This is a genomic window from Vibrio sp. HA2012 (assembly GCF_002812955.1).
Classification (GTDB): domain Bacteria; phylum Pseudomonadota; class Gammaproteobacteria; order Enterobacterales; family Vibrionaceae; genus Vibrio.
The window spans coordinates 375180-394424 of record NZ_PFXK01000003.1; the positions used below are offsets into that span (position 1 = coordinate 375180).

The window sequence follows — 19245 nt, forward strand, 5'->3', positions numbered from 1 at the left end:
TTTAAGTCGTGATTATTTACCCCAGTTGATTATAGTGGATGACGAGTATGAAAACGAATCCGATTAAGTTGTTATTGAAAGTTTCCTCTCCGGAAAAAACAAGATTAACGATAGCTGGGCTACTAGTATTTATTAGTTCAGCCTGCTCTATTGGCCCTTATTATATAGCTTTTCTCTTACTTGATAAAATAGTACATCCTCCTTTTGTTCTTAATGATTTTTTCACCTATGGACTCATTGCAACTTTGTTTATTATAGCCCAATTAGTCTTTTCAGGGATAGCAATGACTGTATCACACATAGCTGCCTATAATATTTTATTTGATCTAAGAGTAAAACTTGCAAATAAAATGCTACGACTTCCTTTAGGTTATTTTGGTAAAACCACATCTGGGGAAATAAAGAAAATAATGATGGAAGATATTGAGGCAATTGAAGGATTTGTTGCCCATAATCTGGTAGATATGTTTTCAGTTATTTTCATTCCATTATTAATATTTTTATGGCTGTTAACTTTCAACATTCCCTTAGCTATGATCAGTATTCTACCAGTGGTGCTAGGGATCACACTGCAACAATACAGGGTAAGACGAGATGCAGATGATTTCAATCAGTTTGCAATATTGAAAGGAAAAATGAACAGGACAATCATTGACTTTATTCGAGGAATGCCAGTTATAAAAGCTTTCAACCAAACCGTATTTTCTTTTAATAGTTATACAAAAGAAGTAGATACCTATAGCAACTTCTGGATTGGGATGAATAAACGCGCGGCAGGTGTAATGGTTCTTTATGCACTTCTAATGGATGGAGGTATATTATTAATTCTTCCTATTGGAGGATTCATGTATCTATACGGACAATTGTCCTTGACTGATTTTCTAATGTTTATGTTTCTTGGAATTGGTTTGACCCGATTTATGAAACAAATAACAGGTTTTGTCTCCAACATTAACCAAATTTCTCGCGGTGTAAATGTTTTAAATCGTGTACTCAATAATCATGAATTAAACTCTAACGGATTGATTAAAAATATTGATAATTATGACATTAAATTCAGAGATGTATCCTTTGGATATGGAGATAAAAAAGTAATCAATAATGTTAATTTTTCTACCAAGCAAGGCAATATGACAGCATTAGTCGGTCCATCAGGGGCGGGAAAAACGACGGTAGGACGCCTTATCTCCAGATTCTGGGATGTCGACGACGGAAGTATCACTATTGGAGGTGTAAATGTCAGAGATATAGACAGTACTGTGTTGATGAATAAAGTAAGCTTTGTATTTCAGGACGTATTCATGTTTAACGATACAGTCCTTGAAAACATTCGCATGTGGGATAAATCAATATCTCGAAATAAAGTGATTGAAATAGCAAAAAAAGCCCAGTGCCATGATTTCATAATGCACCTTGAGGATGGGTATGACACACAACTTGGAGTAAAAGGTACTTATCTTAGTGGTGGTGAGAAACAAAGAATATCTATTGCCAGGGCTTTGTGTAAAGACTCTCCCATTATTATTCTGGATGAAGCGACTTCCTATGCAGATACTGAAAACGAAGCTCAAATTCAATCAGCACTTTCAGTGCTCTTAGAAGGTAAAACCGTTTTGATCATTGCACATAGATTATCGACTATTCAACATGCTGACCAGATTTTAGTATTTAAAAACGGTGAAATTTCGGAAAAAGGAACGCATGCCCAACTACTAGAAAAAAGAGGTGTCTATAAAAAAATGTGGGATAATTATATAGATGCAAACGACTGGGGTATTAAAAATACGATCAATACTGAAATAGGAGTTGCATAATGATTCAGACACTAAAAATGCTTTCAGAAGGTGGAAATCAGCTTAGGTTAGCAAGAATAGCGATCATTTCTGTTTTAGAGGCTTTCTCAGCAGCTGTCCCTTTCGCTGTATTGTGTATGGTTCTCTTTGATATTGTGGATCAAAAACTAACTCTGGAAGGATTTATATATTATAACCTGATTATATTAGTTGGAGCCATTTTTAAAGTACTATTTTCATATCTAAACCTAAGCGTCTCGCGAAATGATGGAAACATTATCATTAGAGACTTAAGGCTTCGATTGGGAGAGCATATTAGAAAATTGTCATTAGGGTATTTTAATAAACATGATGTTGGTGAATTATCAAATAAAGCATTAGATAATGTAAATAAACTAGAAATGATTCTCACAATGCTACTACCTGCAATGATTTCCACACTGGTTCTTAGCTTGATTGTTGTTAGTGTGCTGTTTTTCATCGACCCTACAATGGCAGCAGCCACATTAATCACTATGCCATTAGCTTTAGTTATTTTACTTTGGGCAAGGTCTATTATGAATAAGTAAGGCAGAGCTCTTTTTGAGTCATCAAACCAATTATCTGATGGTCTTTTAGAATTCGTAAATGGCATAAAATTTATCAAGTCTTTTAATAGTTCATCTCATAAATTAGATAACCTGATAGATAGAATGAGAGACTTTAAGGTTAAAAGCCTAAAGACAGAAGGAACATTGAGTCCAGTAATGGTATTTACCGGTGTAGCGATTGACTTTGGCCTTGTTATGCTAATATGTATCGGATCATATCTGATGATTGGTGGTGAACTAGGCGTAAAAGAGTTTGTTGTATTTATTGTTGTGAGCGCAAAATTTTTTGAAGAACTAAAAGTAATGGCAGTTAATTTTGTCAAAGTAAAATATTTAGGTATTGCAGGAGAATCCATACGGGATGTTCTTAATGAAAACCTTCTTTCTGGAACAGATAATATGGTCTCCATCAAAGATAATAATATAGAATTTAAAAATGTTCGCTTCTCATATGATAAGAAGGAAATCTTAAAAGGAGTAAACCTTGATATTGAAGAGAATTCTATGACAGCTTTTGTTGGGCCATCAGGCTCAGGAAAGACAACAATGACAAATTTGATAGCAAGATTCTATGACGTTGATTCTGGAGAAATAAAAATTGGTTCTCATAATATAAAGGACATTGACCCAGAGTGTGTATTACAGAAAATAAGTATGGTATTTCAAAATGTAACCTTGTTTAATGACACAATATACAACAATATTAAAATAGGTAAGCAAGGTGCAACAGAAGAAGAAATAATAGATGCAGCTCAAAAGGCGAATGTGCATGATTTTATAAGTGCTTTACCCAAAGGATATCAAACAATGGTTGGTGAAAAAGGCGCTAACCTTTCAGGAGGTGAGCAGCAAAGAATTTCAATTGCAAGGGCTATTTTAAAAGACTCCCCCATCATTTTACTTGATGAAGCAACTGCTTCGCTGGATCCCGAGAACGAAATTTATATACAAAATGCATTCTCAAATTTATTAAAAAATAAAACCGTAATCGTTATTGCTCATCGATTAAAAACCATTAAAGATGCTGATAAAATCGTTGTTTTTAATGAAGGTAGGATATGCGAACAAGGTTCCCACGGTAGTTTGCTCCAGCAGAAAGGTGTCTATTATGACTTATGGCAAGCTCAGGAAAGCTCTGTAGGTTGGACTGTCGCAAATTGAAACTGCTGGTAACACTCCGAATTCAGTTGTAAAAGCATCAGCAAAAAAGACCCGGATCTTAACCGACCCGGGTCTTTTTCTATCTAATTTATATAACCACATTATTTGCTGAGTTTATAGTATACGGTCGCCAGAGGCGGAATCCTCAGCCCCAGAGACTGCTCCAGTCCTTCGCTCATCTTCGCTTCAGTTTTTACCGTCTGATACACTTCATAGCCACTGCCATAATACTTCTCATCATCGGTATTCAGGATCAGCTTATACACACCCTTATTCGGAATTCCCAGGCGAAAACGTTCATGCGGTACCGGAGTGAAATTGGTAATAATCAGAATACGCTCTCCCGTTTCACTGATACGCTCATGAGCTAGAATACTGGCATCACGTTCATCCTGCAGACGCCACTGGAAACCAGCCGGATCGCAATCCTGATCGTGTAAAGCCTTTTCTTTGCGGTACAGCATATTCAAATCACGGGTTAATTTCTGGATCCCCTGATGGCGTTCGTAGTCCAGCAAGAACCATTGCAGCTGATCATTGTGATTCCATTCTGCCGTCTGACCGAATTCAGTACCCATAAAGTTGAGTTTCTTCCCTGGCTGACCATACATATAGCCCAAGTAAGCCCGCATATTTGCGGTTTTTTGCCACTCGTCACCCGGCATTTTGTCCATGATAGAACGTTTACCGTACACGACCTCATCATGAGAGAGAGAAAGTACATAATTTTCACTGTGCGCATAAATTAGCGGGAAAGTGATCGTATTATGGTGATACTTACGGTGAACCGGATCTTCCTGAACATAAGACAAACTGTCATGCATCCAGCCCATATTCCACTTAAAACCGAACCCCAGCCCCCCAAGAAAAGTAGGGGTAGAAACACCCGGAAATGCTGTAGATTCTTCTGCAATTGTCATCGCATTCGGGAAATATTTGTATATCTCTTCGTTTACCCACTTGAACATGGCAATGGCTTCATAATTCTCGTTACCACCGTCAATGTTTGGTATCCACTGGTCGTGACTGCGCGAGTAATCCAGATATAACATTGAAGCCACCGCATCCACACGAATACCATCAATATGGAACTGTTCAAACCAGTAAAGAGCATTCGACACCAGAAAACGTCTTACTTCCTCACGCCCCACGTCATAGATAAATGAATTCCAGTCCTGATGCCAGCCACGCCGCGGATCAGGATCGTGATACAAAGGTGTTCCATCAAAATTTGCCAACCCGTGACCATCCGCCGGGAAGTGTGCAGGAACCCAGTCCAGTACGACCCCCAGCCCTGCCTGATGGCACTGATCGATAAAGTATTTAAAATCATCAGGAGTACCAAAACGGCTGGTTGGCGCGAACAGACCTACCGGCTGATATCCCCATGAACCATAAAACGGATATTCAGATACCGGCATCAGTTCAACATGGGTATAACCCATATCCACCAAATAGGGTACCAACTGAGCCGCCAGCTCCCGGTAATTGAGGAAATTTCCTTCATCATCCAGCTTCCATGACCCGGCATGTAATTCATAAAAAGACAGGGCTTCCTTCGGCTTTTGTGTGACAGGGCGCTTCTGCCACTTTTTATCCTGCCACTGATAACGGGTATGATCGTAAGTGATGGAAGCAAAAGACGGATGCTGCTCAGCATAAAACCCCCATGGGTCAGCCTTATGCGGCAAACCTTCACCATGCGGGCCTTTGATCTCATATTTGTATTGAGTACCTTCTGGCATATCTGGTACAAAAATACCCCAAATACCGTAATCCAGCCGCTGCATGGGATTACGACGGCCGTCCCAATAGTTGAAATTACCGATCAGACTGATGGAAGAAGCATGCGGTGCATACACCAGGAAACGTGTTCCGGAAATTTGTTCACCGTCACGTTCAAGAGTAACAAACTGAGCTCCCACATGGTGGAACATATGAATCGGAGTATGCAAGTCATCATACTCAGCATAAATAGAGTGATACTGGTACGGATCATCAATAACCTGTTCCACTCCTTCCCAGTAGATCGCCAGCTTGTAGTGAGTAAAACTGAGATCCCGCTCCTGCTTCAGGACAAAAGCCTCTTCTGTTTCTTTTTCAAGCTCAACCCTTGGCTCATCACCAATAACCAACTCAACCCTGTCGGCTCCCGGCATCCATACTCTGAGGGATACACCACCAGCACGATCATAAGGCCCCAGGAAGGAAAATGGATCTGAAAAAGCAGCCTTCTCAAGCTTACTGTAGATTTTTTTCTCTCTAGAAATAGTTGCTGTTTTCAACTGACGTCTCCCATCTATTAAAAATGTAGTACCTGATACCGGTTAAAAAACAAACGCTTCCTGCGTAACAGGTTAGCCGAACAACGATTATGCAAAGAATCGGCACAAATAACAAACCAAAACAATAACGTAAATTTAACAAAAAAATACCCGCCATACAGCGGGTGTTAATAGCGTATACAATATTTTAACGAATTACTCGTTACCATAGAGTGACGAAGACACAAGTTTCAACATAAAACGCTTAGATTCTCATTAGTTACATTGGTAATCTGATACCTGTTCCAGGCAAAAACACCGGACGGATATCAGACATCATTGTCAGTATCCGTCCGGTGTAATTTTGCCTACAAATAACCAGATAAGGGGCTAATTACCAACAGATTTACGTACATCCGTCAGACGTCTGGCAATATGGTTGACTTCTTCACTACTGAACAGTTGATCCAGATTAAACGACAGTTTACGTCGCCAGTTAGGATATTCATCCACGGTTCCCGGAATATTTACCGGCTGATCCATCTCCAGCCAGTCTTCCAACTGAATGCTAAGTAGTGCCGACGCTCCGGATGCCAGATGCAATTGCAATGCTTCACTAAGATAACGATCCATCGGTACTAGCTTCGCATCATGACCTACCCCCTCTGGAAGAAAACCATGCCAGGCAATACTGTTCAGGATCTCCTGTTTACAGTGTAAACGGTCATCGAACAGCGCTTTCAGCTGTTCCTCGTCCGGATACAACCCCAGTTCCCGACCTGTTTTCAGATCATCACAATGCCAGAACCCACGTAGAGTCGGCATATCGTGCGTACACAAGGCTGACATAGACTGTTCTGTATAATGCGACGGAGAATAGTAACCACCGTCTTCTGCTGTTTCGAAGAAAAAGACCTTGTACGAGTGGATCCCAGCCTGTGCCAGAATATCCACAATTTCATCTGGTACAGTACCCAAATCTTCACCGATCACACTGCACTGATGGCGGTGAGATTCCAGCGCCAGTATGGCCAGCATATCTTCCACCGGATAATAGATATAGGCTCCTTCCGTTGCACCTTTGCCTTCCGGGATCCACCATAAACGCAGCAACCCGAGTACATGATCTATACGCAGAGCACCACAATGCTTCATATTAGCCCGTAACAGTTTAATATAGGCATCATAGCTACGTTCTTTCAGCGTCTGAGGGTTAAGTGGCGGAAGACCCCAGTTTTGTCCCAGAGGACCGAGGATATCCGGTGGCGCACCGATACTGGCATCCATCACCAGATTACCGTCATCCGCCCAGGTTTCTGATCCTGAATTTGCAACTCCTACAGCAAGATCACGATACAAACCGATGGCCATACCCTTCTCTTCTGCCAAAGCCTGTGCTTCATTAATCTGGCTATCTGCAACCCACTGCAGGTACATATACAGGTTAACTTTATCACGGTTTTCTTCAATAAACCGCGTAACAGCCTGATTACTAAACGACTGATACTCTTCAGGAAAAACTGGCCATCCCCAAATAGAGGGATCCTGAGCATGCAGCTCCGCATGTAGTGCATCAAAAGCCGCCTGATGTAGCAGGCTTTCACCGCCTTCTTCAACAAAGTCAAGGAAATGTCTTGCCCTCTCAGTGCCCTTCTCCAGATGACGGGTTTTGAATTCCGTATAAAGCTGCGGCAGCACGCTCAGCTTCAGGCTGGCAACATCACTGTAGTTAACCCAGTGTGTGTCACGCACCTGCTGCAGGCGTTTCTGAAACCTGCTGCTGCCTACCAATTGCTGCGCCTCTGCACTCAAGGAAAATTCAGGCACAGAACTGACATCAATATACAGAATATTCAGCCAGCGACGGGATGACGGGCTATACGGGCTGGCACCTTCCGGGTTAGCAGGAAATAGCGCATGAATGGGGTTCAGCCCCACAAAATCACCGCCACGGGAGGCAATTTCTGATACCAGTTGTTTCAGATCACCAAAGTCACCAATGCCCCAGTTATGCTGAGTACGCAGCGTATACAGTTGTACACTCGGTCCCCAAAGTTTTTTCCCCAGCTCCAGTGCATCTTGCTTAAAGCAGGCCTGAGGGGTCACAATCAGGCTCATAGCATAAGGCGTTTTACGGCGTTTACGGTACACCAAAAGCTGATGATATCCCCACTCCAGATCCCGCGGCAGTTCAAAGAGTAGAGGACCACCACTCGCCCGTTCATCACGGACGATCTGTGATTGCAGATATCCTTCCAAAATACGGCCCTGCTCAGTTTCTAGACGCCAACTGAACTCACTTTCTCTGGCACTGGCTCCCAGATGCAAAGGCACTTCAACCGGTTCGCCACTCTTGACGACCAAAACCGGCTCCAGAACATCCTTTTTGTGTTTCTTTTCTGCAGACTTCAATAACTTTTCATCATTTGATGTGTCGTAGCCCAACGACGAAAGCAAACGAAGAATCGTTTCATCCTTCACAAATGCCTCATCACCCCACGCGCTTATATAGCTGTCTGAAATCCTGGCCATATCTGCGACTTGTTTTAATATCGATTGTTGTTTCATCGCTCTCTCCGAAGGTGATGCAACGACACCTTCATTTTTGTAGGGGTACTTAATACCAAATCCAATAGCAGTTTGTTTTCGCGGAAATTAAAGGGAAAAACCACTATTGGGTTCGGTATCAGCCGGGACATTTGTCCCGGCCAGTACACTGATGATGATTTGATTAACGGTGAACCGCTTCCAGTTTCCAGATGTTGTTCACATAATCGCGGATACTACGATCTGAGCTGAATTTACCCACCAGAGCCGTATTAAGAATCGCTTTATGCGCCCAGCCTTCCTGATCCCGGTACTGAGCATCCATCGCCTCATGTGCTTTTACATATGAAGCGAAGTCAGCCATACACAGGTAAGGATCGCCTCCGTCAAGCAGAGCATCATAGATCGCACGCAACTTACCCGGTTCTCCCGGTGTAAATTCATCCGTCAACAACAGATCCATCGAGGCTTTCAGCAGGTGATCAGCGTTGTAGTAGTCAAACGGGTTGTACCCGCAGGCACGCAGCTCTTCCACGCCATCGACTTCCAGACCGAAGATATAGATATTATCGTCGCCCACTTCTTCACGGATCTCGACGTTGGCACCATCCATCGTACCTATAGTCAGAGCTCCGTTCAGAGCCATCTTCATATTACCGGTACCGGAAGCTTCCTTACCGGCTGTAGAGATTTGTTCAGAAACGTCCGCAGCCGGGATAATAATTTCCGCCATACTGACACGGTAATCAGGAATAAATACCACTTTCAGTTTATCGTTGATCCGGGGATCATTATTAATTTTCTCTGCTACCTTATTGATAGCAAAGATGATCTCTTTCGCCAGATGATATCCAGGCGCAGCTTTGGCCGCAAAGAACACCACTCGCGGTGCCATATCAAATCCTGGGGTGTTCAGCAGACGATGATACAGAGAGAGCACATGCAACAGGTTCAGATGCTGACGTTTATACTCATGCAGGCGTTTAATCTGAACGTCAAAAATAGCATCAGTATTCAGTTCAATACCCATGTGTTCTTTTACCCAGTCTGCAAGCCGCTGTTTATTGGCTTTTTTCACCGCCATATATTGCTTCTGGAATGCTTTATCATCGGCATATTTTGCGATATCAGCCAATTGCTCCAGATGCGCTGGCCACTGGTCACCAATCTTCTCCGTAATCAACTCAGACAATCCTGGGTTACAGAATTTCAGCCAACGACGAGGGGTAACACCATTAGTGACATTCTGCAGACGTGTCGGGTACAGTTCATTAAATTCAGGAAACAGATCACGCTTAACCAGTTCGGAGTGCAGAGCTGCCACGCCATTTACAGCATAAGAACCGATAACACACAGGTTTGCCATACGAACCATACGGTGGAAACCGTCTTCGATGATCGATAATTTACGCTGCTTCTCAACATCACCCGGCCATCTGGAACGTACATCCTTCAGAAACCGGTGGTTGATCTCGTAAATGATCTCCATATGGCGAGGAAGCAAACGCTGGATAAGAGATTCCGGCCAAGTTTCCAGAGCCTCCGGGAGCAAGGTATGATTTGTATAGGCAAACGTCTGGGAACAGATCTCCCACGCATCTTCCCAGCACAGACCTCGTTCATCCATAAAGATCCGCATCAGTTCCGGGATAGCGATCGTTGGATGTGTATCGTTCAACTGAATAGTCTCGTACTTCGGTAGGTCTTCCAGTTTATGTCCGGCCTCATCATGGCGACGAAGAATATCACGCACTGAGGCGGCACTGTGGAAGTACTGCTGCATCAAACGCAGAGTTTTACCTTTTTCATGGTTATCGTTCGGATAAAGCACTTTGGTAATGTTGCCTGCGTCAATCAGCGAGTGCTGAGCCTCAAAATAGTCACCATTATTGAAGCTTTCCAGAGAAAATGGTGCTATCGCCTGACATTCCCACAAACGCAGCGGATAAACCGTATCACTCTGATAACCGACAATAGGCAGATCCCATGGCATACCTTTTACATACATTCCCGGGACCCATTTCCGTTTTTCAACACCGTTATCGTTAACAACTTCGACATGACCGTAGAAACCAATCTGCTGAGCCAATTCGGGACGAGCGACCTCCCATGGATAACCTTCTACACCGCGCCAGGCATCCGGAGCTTCTTGCTGACGTCCGTCAGTAAAGGATTGCTTAAACAATCCGTATTCATAGTGCAGGCCGTAACCTACTGTCGGAAATTCCTGTGCAGCACATGAATCCATAAAGCAAGCAGCCAGACGCCCCAGACCACCATTCCCCAGAGAAGGATCCCGCTCTTCCTCCAGTAAATCAGTCAAGTTTTGTCCCAGTTCCGCCATTGCTTCGGTAATCTGCTCATACAATCCCATGCTGATCAGGTTGTTACCCGTCAGACGACCGATCAAAAATTCCAGCGATAAGTAGTTCACACTCTTGGAATTTTTAATTCTGCTATCATTTTCTGTTTCCAACATATCCAGAGTGGTCTGCTCTGCCAGAGCGCGCCCCATCGCCAGATACCACGCATGAGCATCCGCTGTCTGTTCTGTTTTTGCATAAGTTGCTGACAGGTGTTTTTTTACATCAGCCTGAAACAACGCTTTATCAAACTTTTTCTGTTCTGTAGGTTTCATAATGAAATCTCGTTACTTAACTTAATCCAAATCCAACTGCCATTTATCCTGCATCGACACTCAATACAGAACATCCTCCTAATCACAGACTGCATCAGGAGGAGTACTCAGGGCGTAGCTACGCCCCATACCTGACGCCTAAGACCAACATCACAATCTTTGGTGTTTTTCACACTCAAAAGGTGATATTAATCACATTAAATATTCAATTCACCCATACCGATTGATACAGCTTCTGAGAAAAAAAATCGGCCGATCCGTTAAAGAAAAGCTTACAAACATCAAAAATGCCACCTAAATCACAAATTACTCCTCAAGCTGACTAACTGACTTATCGATCTACATCAATAAATCCACTCAAACAGTCAGCCTGATTTCTTATTAACCTATATAAGATTCATGACATTTATGTATCTTTGTATATGCATACAACCAAAATAAGCGATCGCCCAACACAAACCGAGATCTTCCTCACATATAAAAGGCGTAGACCGCGCTGTAAGTCAAAAATTTAGACATATAAGAGTTGGATCATAGTTCGTACGGGGTACTCTGCTTTACGCTCTTCGCACTCGAACGATTTGCCGGGAAAAGCTTCCCGAAGAATAAATAACAGGTCATCAGGATACTGGAACACCGATTTTGGTGTTTGAGACAGGCATTTAAAACAAAAAGACTTACCTATGTGGATTCCTTCAAAATTAACAAAACCCGGCCGACTGCATAATGCGATTGTCCGTCCGAGAATGCTGGACATATTACAGCAGGCTCCTCTCTATAAACTGGTATTGTTCCGTTCACCTGCCGGTTACGGGAAAACCACCATGGCTGCCCAGTGGCTGGCGGACAAACCTCATGTTGGCTGGTATAGTCTGGACGAAAGTGATAACGACACCTTTCGTTTTATTAACTACTTTATTCAAGCGCTCAACAAAGCAACGGACAACGGTTGCCCGAATTCACAAACATTGGCCGAACGCAGACAATTTTCTTCACTGCGTTCCCTGCTCTGTGAACTGTTTTCCGAGCTGGCCCAGTATCAGCATAAGGTATACATCGTTCTGGACGATTACCATCTGATCAGCAATGAGGAAATTCATGAAGGAATACGTTTTTTTCTGAAAAACCTGCCAGAGAATATTACTCTGGTTGTAACCAGCCGAACCACACCACCACTGGGAACAGCCAACCTCCGGGTACGGGATTTGATGATAGAAATCAACAGCAGCCTACTTGCCTTCGATACCGAAGAAACCACCCGTTTTTTCAATCAGCGGGTGGCCGACGGTATTGATGATATTACCGCTAACAACCTGAGAAACTATGTTGAAGGCTGGCCTTCAGCTCTCCAGCTTATTGCCTTGCAAGCACAGCATCAGAGAAAAACACTGGCTCAGTCGGCAGAGTCTGTTTCTCAGTTTAATCATGCGCATTTATGGGACTATCTGGTGGAAGAGGTCTTTGACTTACTTGATCCAGATACTCGCCGTTTTCTGATGCAATGCTCGGTACTGTCTACCTTTAATGACAAGCTGGTCGCAGAAGTAACACAACGGGAAGACGCACTCAGCGTATTAGAATCATTAAATCGCTATGGACTGTTTATTTACCCACTGGAAGGAGAACAGAACTGGTTCCGCTTTCACCATCTGTTTGCTGAGTTTCTTACCCACCAGCGTCATACCCATATGCCTCAGGATGAAAAAACTCTTCACAAAGCAGCCGCTAAAGCATGGATGACTCTGAATATCCCGCACCAGGCTCTGTTCCATGCGCAGAAATCCAAAGATCATGAACTTGCCGCACATATCCTACTGGAAAAAGGCTGGCATATGTTTAATCACGGCGAACTCAGCATTATGGAAGATGCCATTTCCCAGCTAAGCCGGGAACATCTGTATGCCGGAATGAAATTGCCTCTACTCCGGGCCTGGCTGGCACAAAGCCAGCACAGATACAATGCCGTTGAAGATATGCTGAAAGAAACAGAGCAGGAGATGCAACAGCGGAGTATCACTCTGACAGCGAATGAAGAGGGGCAGGTAAATGTCTTACTTGCTCAGGTTGCAATTAATAAAAATGATCCACAACGGGCTCTGGAACTGGCAGAACTCGCACTAAGCCAGTTGGATCCTACGGTTTACCACAGCCGGGTTGTTGCTACATCCATAGTCGGAGAGGTTTATCACGTACAGGGGCAACTTGATCGTGCATTGCCTCTGATGCAACAGACAGAGAAACTGGCCCGTCAATATCAGCTTTTCCATCAGGCACTGTGGGCCATGCTGCAACAGTGTGAAATTCTGGTCGCTCAGGGCTATATTCAGGCAGCATATGAGCTGCAGGAAAATGCGTTCCGGTTTATTGAAGAACAGAAGCTGCAACAGCTACCTCTGCATGAATTTCTTTTGCGTATCCGGGCACAAATCCTCTGGTGCTGGAATCGTTTGGAAGAAGCTGAAGAATGTGCTTACAAAGGTATTGATGTGCTGGACAGCCCGGACGAGAAAGCCCACCTGCACAGCTACTCGATGCTTGCCCGCATCGCGGTTGGCAGGGGCGAGCTGGATAAGGCTTCACGTTTTATTGAAAAAATTCAGCATCTGCTTTTACAGACTACCTACCATGTTGACTGGACAGCTAATGCCTCAATGTCTCTGGTTCTTTACTGGCAAGCCAAAGGGGACACAGACTCTCTGGCGCATTGGCTTGAGACCACGATTCGTCCAGCAGCTGCAAGTAACCACTTTTTACAGCTTCAGTGGCGCAACATTGCCAGAGCTCAAATCGCCCTGGGCAAATGGGATCAGGCAGCTGAAACTCTGAATTTTCTACGCCAGGAGGCAGAGAAATATGGCCTGCTTACGGATCAGAACCGCAATCTGATCACCGACGCTGTACTCGCCACCAAAAACAGTGATGAGAGTAAAGCAACAGAGTACATTAAAGCGGCACTGAGTATGACCAATCAAACCGGCATGGTGGGTAATTTCCTGATCGACGGCGCCAGCATTGGCCATCTGCTTGAAAGACTAAGCAGCAAAAACGGTCTGGGAGATCTGGAGAAACACAGGGCTCAGCAACTGGTCAAAAATATCTCATCCAAACAACGCAGCCGCTCCGTACACTTTGATGAAGATTTTGTGGATAAACTGATTAATCATCCGGATATTCCTGAACTGGTCAGAACCAGCCCGCTAACGCAACGAGAATGGCAGGTACTTGGCCTGATCTATTCCGGTTTCAGTAATGAGCAAATCGCTCAGGAACTTGACGTAGCCGGAACAACAATTAAAACTCATATTCGCAATTTGTATCAGAAGCTTAATATTGCAAACCGAAAAGAAGCGATAGAAACAGCTGAAGGTCTGATAAAGTTAATGGGCTATTAAGGGGCATCCCTCTTAATTCATAACCTGTGAGTGCAATAGCAATGGACTGGAATACACTCATCGAGTGGGAAAAAGACAGACTCTGGTATCTGGACATGCCATATAAACGGTATGGCATGTGTCATGTCCACAGGATGATCGTCATACGCATCAGCAAGGATTCATTGATTATTCACAACCCGGCAGAACTTACCACCCGCCTGCAAACAGAACTTTCAGCTCTGGGGACAATTAAAGCTGTCGTGTCACCGTCAGTTTCCTACCATCAGACACTGTCAGAATGGTGGCTTGCCTATTCACAGGCACAGTTTTACGCCACCCCGTCCCTGATCAATCTCCGCTCCGATCTTAACTTCGATGGAGCTCTGTCTGCTCAAAGTCCGGATTTATGGAAAGGGGAGTTATTACAAACCGCCATTCTTGGCTCAAATAAACCCAGAAAATTCATTTTTTGCGATCCTCAAAGCCATACCCTACTGCTCTCCGACAACCTGATGGCAGCTCAGCCTCACCTGCCGACAGGGCAGAAACTACTGACCTGGATGCATGGTATCCATCAGGATCTGAGGTATCCCTATTCAGACAAACGACACATCACTCAGATGGCAAGAATACGAACCTCTGTACAAGAAATCATGACCTGGCCGTTTGACCGGTTACTGTCTTCTAATGGTTTAATCGTACCGCAGAATGGAAAAGAAGCCTTTTATCAGGCATTTTGGTGGGCATTCTAAAAAAAGAGCCAACCGCAAAAACGCGATTGGCTTTATAGATAGTGTGAACAAATATATTCACTAACAACGTCAGTTGGCTAGGTGACCCTCGGCTTTAAGAAGGGTCATTTAATATCTAGCACATAGCGTGCCAACTTTTACGTTTATAGTTTGCCCGATTTTCCATCATATTTCAGCAAAAACTAATTATCTGGGAGAAGATCACATATTTTAATTGCATTTTGCAAATGCAAAACAAAAATACCCTTTCATTCTGCGAGCCTCGGTGCAGATTTTGTCGTTCTCAAACGAATGTTTCACATAAGTGATAAAAATTTCGCGTATAATCCCTATTTCTTTATCAGACACAAACGAATAAATGAATTACTTAATCACCTTTTTAAAGGGTATGGCAATGGGAGCTGCTGATGTTGTTCCAGGCGTATCCGGCGGCACTATCGCCTTTATCACCGGGATCTACGATACTCTGCTTGAAAGTATCCGACGGGTTAATCCAGCTCTGGTAGGTATCTGGAGAAAAAATGGTTTTAAAGCTGCATTTAACCATATTAACGGCTTTTTTCTGCTCAGCCTGTTCAGCGGAATTATCTGCAGTATCCTGACACTGGCAAAAGTAATTTCATGGCTGTTAGCCACTCACCCTATCCCGCTCTGGTCTTTCTTCTTCGGTCTAATTCTGGTCTCTGTCTACCACATCGTACGCCAGGTCAAACAAAGAGATCTTATCCGGGGTCTATTCACCCTGCTCGGCTTTACTGCAGCCTATGCCATTACCGTACTTAAACCTCTGGAGATGGATCCGACCAGTGTAAATGTACTTCTGGCCGGTTCCATTGCGATATGTGCCATGATCCTACCGGGTATTTCAGGCAGCTTTATCCTGCTGCTGATTGGTATGTACGCACCGATCCTTGGAGCTGCCAAATCACTTCAGGCAGATATACTGCTAATATTCGCCTGTGGATGTGTTATCGGTCTGCTCTGCTTCTCACACCTGCTGTCATGGCTGCTGAAACACCACAGAGATTCGACCCTGATGTTCCTGACCGGTCTAATGGCAGGAACATTGCCAAAAATCTGGCCATGGAAGGAAACCCTGAGCTGGAGAACCAACTCACATGGCGAACAGGTTCCTCTGCTGCAGCACAACTTGTCACCGTTTGAATTTGAAACCATCACATCTCAGCCCCATCAGTTACTGGTTGCGATTACCATGATGCTTGCCGGGATAGGCGTTGTTCTGGCTCTGGAAAAATTTGCAGATAAGTAACCTTTGCCCGAAAAGGAGCCTGCCATATTGGCCGGCTTTCTGCTATTCTTAACCTGATAACTCACCAAAGGAGGATATAAGATGATTGTAAGTAAAAACCACCCGGTAAACGAAGTGGCTTAACGACAGGGGATTCCTGCTTACAACGTTACACTCTTTCATTTCCCTTCTGTTTACCCGGTGTAAATATCCGAACTGGGCCTTTGTTAAATAACATATGGCCTGAGTAACGTTTATTTCAGCGGATCTGGCCGGCAAGTGTTTGCCACTGGCAAGGTGCGCTCAAGGGTATCTCACTATGTCATCATCAAAAATAGTCCGATCATCAAGTAAAAACGGACGACCAGAATTAACCTTACGTCAACTTGGCTGGCAGCCGTTTTTTCAGCAGCAGCTTTCGCTTGATGAATATGGAACTGCATCAGCTTTTCGTGTTATTTCCCATCACCGTTCAAGCTATGAATTATTCGGTGAGAAAAATGTACAGATCCTGCCGATAACCAGCCAGTTACCTCATATAACAGTCGGAGACTGGGTTCTGCTGGACAGTAAAAACCGTTTTGTTCGCAAGCTTGAACGGAGTTCACTGTTCCGCAGGAAAGCGGCCGGAAGCAAAATAGCAGAACAGTATATTGCTGCAAACATCGACACAGTATTTATTGTCTGCTCCCTTAATCAGGACTTTAACCTGAGCCGGATTGAACGCTATCTGACGCTGACCCGTGAGGCTAGGGTAGAGTCTGTTGTTGTATTAACCAAGGCCGATCTCTGCGCCGATCCACAGGAAAAAAGACAACAGGTTCAAAAATTGGATCCACTGCTGATGGTTGAATACGTCAATGCCCTTGACCGACAAAGTGTTGAAGTACTTTCGGCATGGTGTGGGAAAGGGAAAACCATTGCTTTTCTCGGTTCTTCCGGGGTCGGAAAATCAACCCTGGTTAATACACTGATGCAACAGGAAGAACAAAAAACTGCCGGGATCAGAACTGATGATGACAAAGGCCGTCATACGACAACTTCCCGTTCACTGCACTTTTTACCCAGCGGTGGCATATTACTGGATACTCCGGGAATGCGGGAACTACAACTGGCAGACTGTCAGCACGGTGTGAGTGAAACCTTTGCAGATATTGAAACACTGGCGACCAGATGCCGTTTCTCCGACTGCCATCATCAGGGAGAACCAGGCTGTGCAGTACTTCTGGCAGTTGAGACCGGAGAGCTGGATCCAAGACGCCTGAAAAATTATCTGAAACTCCTGAAAGAACAGGGGCGAAACGGAGCTTCTCTGGCAGAACTTCGGGCTCAAGATCGTCAACTTGGCAAGTTTTACCGGCGGGTTAAAAATCAGATAAAAATGACACGGGAAAAAGCTTAATATTTCCATTTAAACCTTTTAAAAGGGAGTTTTACCTGACCGGTAATCTGCTCCCTTTTATTTACCTTATTACTTTAAGTAAACACTTATCCAACACAATTGTCTATATAAGCGACATTTTTAACATTTTAACCGGACAATTTCCGCTTATTACTAGACACATGCTCTCTGATGATTAAACTGTGCACCACAGCCAAATTAACTATTCTATCAGGCTGAAACACAGCAATAATTCTTTACAGGAAAAATCATGCAAAACGACAACACACTTATCGCAAGATATGCCAGTGGCAATCTTGTCGTACAAATTTTATTCGGCATCGTCTTCGGTGTAGTGCTGGCGACAGCATCTCCGGAACTGGCGATTAATGCAGGACTGCTTGGAAAGCTATTTGTTGGCGCACTAAAAGCTGTAGCACCCATTCTGGTTTTCATTCTGGTTGCAGCTTCTATCGCTAACCAAAAACGTAACCAACATACATACATGCGCCCAATCGTAACACTGTATCTTATCGGTACTCTGGCGGCAGCATTTACGGCTGTTGTTCTGAGCTTTATGTTCCCGACCACATTGACACTGGTTGCCGGAGCAGAAGGTGCAACACCACCACAAGGTATTACTGAAGTACTGAATACCCTTCTGTTTAAGATGGTAGATAATCCGGTAAATGCTCTGAGAGAAGCAAATTATATCGGTATTCTGGTATGGGCTGTCGGTCTTGGTCTTGCTCTTCATCACGCCTCTGGTACAACGAAAGCCGTATTCGAAGACCTGAGCCACGGTGTTTCTCAGATTGTTCGTTTTATTATTCGTCTGGCTCCATTTGGTATCTTTGGTCTGGTCGCATCTACATTTGCCACCACAGGATTCTCTGCTCTAGCTGGTTATGCCCAACTACTGGTTGTACTGCTAAGCGCAATGTTTATTATCGCTCTGGTTGTAAACCCAATCATCGTCTATGTAAAAACCAAGCAGAACCCATATCCTCTGGTATTTCAGTGCTTACGTGAAAGTGGTGTGACAGCCTTCTTTACCCGTTCCAGTGCGGCTAACATCCCGGTAAATATGTCTCTGTGTGAAAAACTGGATCTGGATGAAGATACTTATTCTGTATCTATCCCTTTGGGTGCGACCATCAATATGGCCGGTGCAGCAATTACCATTACCGTTCTGACACTGGCTGCTGTACATACGCTGGGTATTGATGTCGACCTGCCGACAGCACTGCTTCTGAGTGTGGTTGCCGCTATCTCTGCCTGTGGAGCATCCGGAGTTGCCGGCGGTTCACTGCTGCTTATCCCACTGGCATGTAGCCTGTTCGGTATTTCCAACGATGTTGCCATGCAGGTCGTTGGTGTCGGCTTTATCATCGGTGTGCTTCAGGATTCTGCTGAAACAGCACTGAACAGCTCAACCGATGTTGTCTTTACCGCTGCAGTCTGTCAGGCAGAACACCAGCGTAATAACTGATATT

The 19245-nt window shown here is 44.1% G+C and carries 11 protein-coding genes; 8 read left to right on the top strand and 3 right to left on the bottom strand.

Annotated features, from left to right (window positions below):
• Window positions 1–47: 47 nt before the first annotated feature.
• From CSW98_RS07915 to CSW98_RS07925, 3 genes are all read left to right on the top strand, one after another.
• Entirely contained in the window at window positions 48–1814 is a 1767-nt protein-coding gene (locus CSW98_RS07915; RefSeq protein WP_198517311.1) for an ABC transporter ATP-binding protein, read from the top strand.
• Complete coding sequence (locus CSW98_RS07920; RefSeq protein WP_100799926.1) at window positions 1814–2362, top strand: ABC transporter transmembrane domain-containing protein; 549 nt, start codon at window positions 1814–1816, stop codon at window positions 2360–2362. The genes CSW98_RS07915 and CSW98_RS07920 overlap by 1 nt, the downstream gene beginning before the upstream one ends.
• 123 nt (window positions 2363–2485) lie before the next feature.
• Window positions 2486–3544, top strand: a complete 1059-nt coding sequence (locus tag CSW98_RS07925; protein WP_100799927.1) for an ABC transporter ATP-binding protein — start codon at window positions 2486–2488, stop codon at window positions 3542–3544.
• Between the two features lie 101 nt (window positions 3545–3645).
• On the opposite strand, the gene glgB is transcribed toward CSW98_RS07925, so the two are convergent.
• From glgB to CSW98_RS07940, 3 genes are all read right to left on the bottom strand, one after another.
• On the bottom strand, window positions 3646–5829 hold the full coding sequence (glgB, locus tag CSW98_RS07930) for a 1,4-alpha-glucan branching protein GlgB (RefSeq protein WP_100799928.1): 2184 nt from the start codon (window positions 5827–5829) through the stop codon (window positions 3646–3648).
• A 369-nt stretch (window positions 5830–6198) separates the two neighbouring features.
• The gene (gene malQ / locus CSW98_RS07935) at window positions 6199–8376 is read right to left on the bottom strand and encodes a 4-alpha-glucanotransferase (protein WP_100799929.1); all 2178 of its coding nucleotides are present in this window, start codon (window positions 8374–8376) and stop codon (window positions 6199–6201) included.
• Between the two features lie 163 nt (window positions 8377–8539).
• The gene (locus CSW98_RS07940; RefSeq protein WP_100799930.1) at window positions 8540–10993 is read right to left on the bottom strand and encodes a glycogen/starch/alpha-glucan phosphorylase; all 2454 of its coding nucleotides are present in this window, start codon (window positions 10991–10993) and stop codon (window positions 8540–8542) included.
• A 683-nt stretch (window positions 10994–11676) separates the two neighbouring features.
• Between CSW98_RS07940 and malT the strand changes: the two genes are divergently transcribed.
• The 5 genes from malT to sstT all read left to right on the top strand — a co-directional run bounded on the left by malT (window position 11677) and on the right by sstT (window position 19241).
• The gene (gene malT / locus CSW98_RS07945; RefSeq protein WP_100799931.1) at window positions 11677–14385 is read left to right on the top strand and encodes an HTH-type transcriptional regulator MalT; all 2709 of its coding nucleotides are present in this window, start codon (window positions 11677–11679) and stop codon (window positions 14383–14385) included.
• Between the two features lie 41 nt (window positions 14386–14426).
• Complete coding sequence (locus CSW98_RS07950) at window positions 14427–15119, top strand: DUF4336 domain-containing protein (RefSeq protein ID WP_100799932.1); 693 nt, start codon at window positions 14427–14429, stop codon at window positions 15117–15119.
• 358 nt (window positions 15120–15477) lie between these two features.
• Window positions 15478–16389, top strand: coding sequence for a polyprenyl-phosphate transporter (locus CSW98_RS07955; RefSeq protein WP_100799933.1), 912 nt, complete (start codon window positions 15478–15480; stop codon window positions 16387–16389).
• A gap of 298 nt (window positions 16390–16687) precedes the next feature.
• Entirely contained in the window at window positions 16688–17770 is a 1083-nt protein-coding gene (gene rsgA, locus CSW98_RS07960) for a ribosome small subunit-dependent GTPase A (RefSeq protein ID WP_100799934.1), read from the top strand.
• Between the two features lie 250 nt (window positions 17771–18020).
• On the top strand, window positions 18021–19241 hold the full coding sequence (sstT, locus tag CSW98_RS07965; RefSeq protein WP_100799935.1) for a serine/threonine transporter SstT: 1221 nt from the start codon (window positions 18021–18023) through the stop codon (window positions 19239–19241).
• Window positions 19242–19245: the final 4 nt, after the last annotated feature.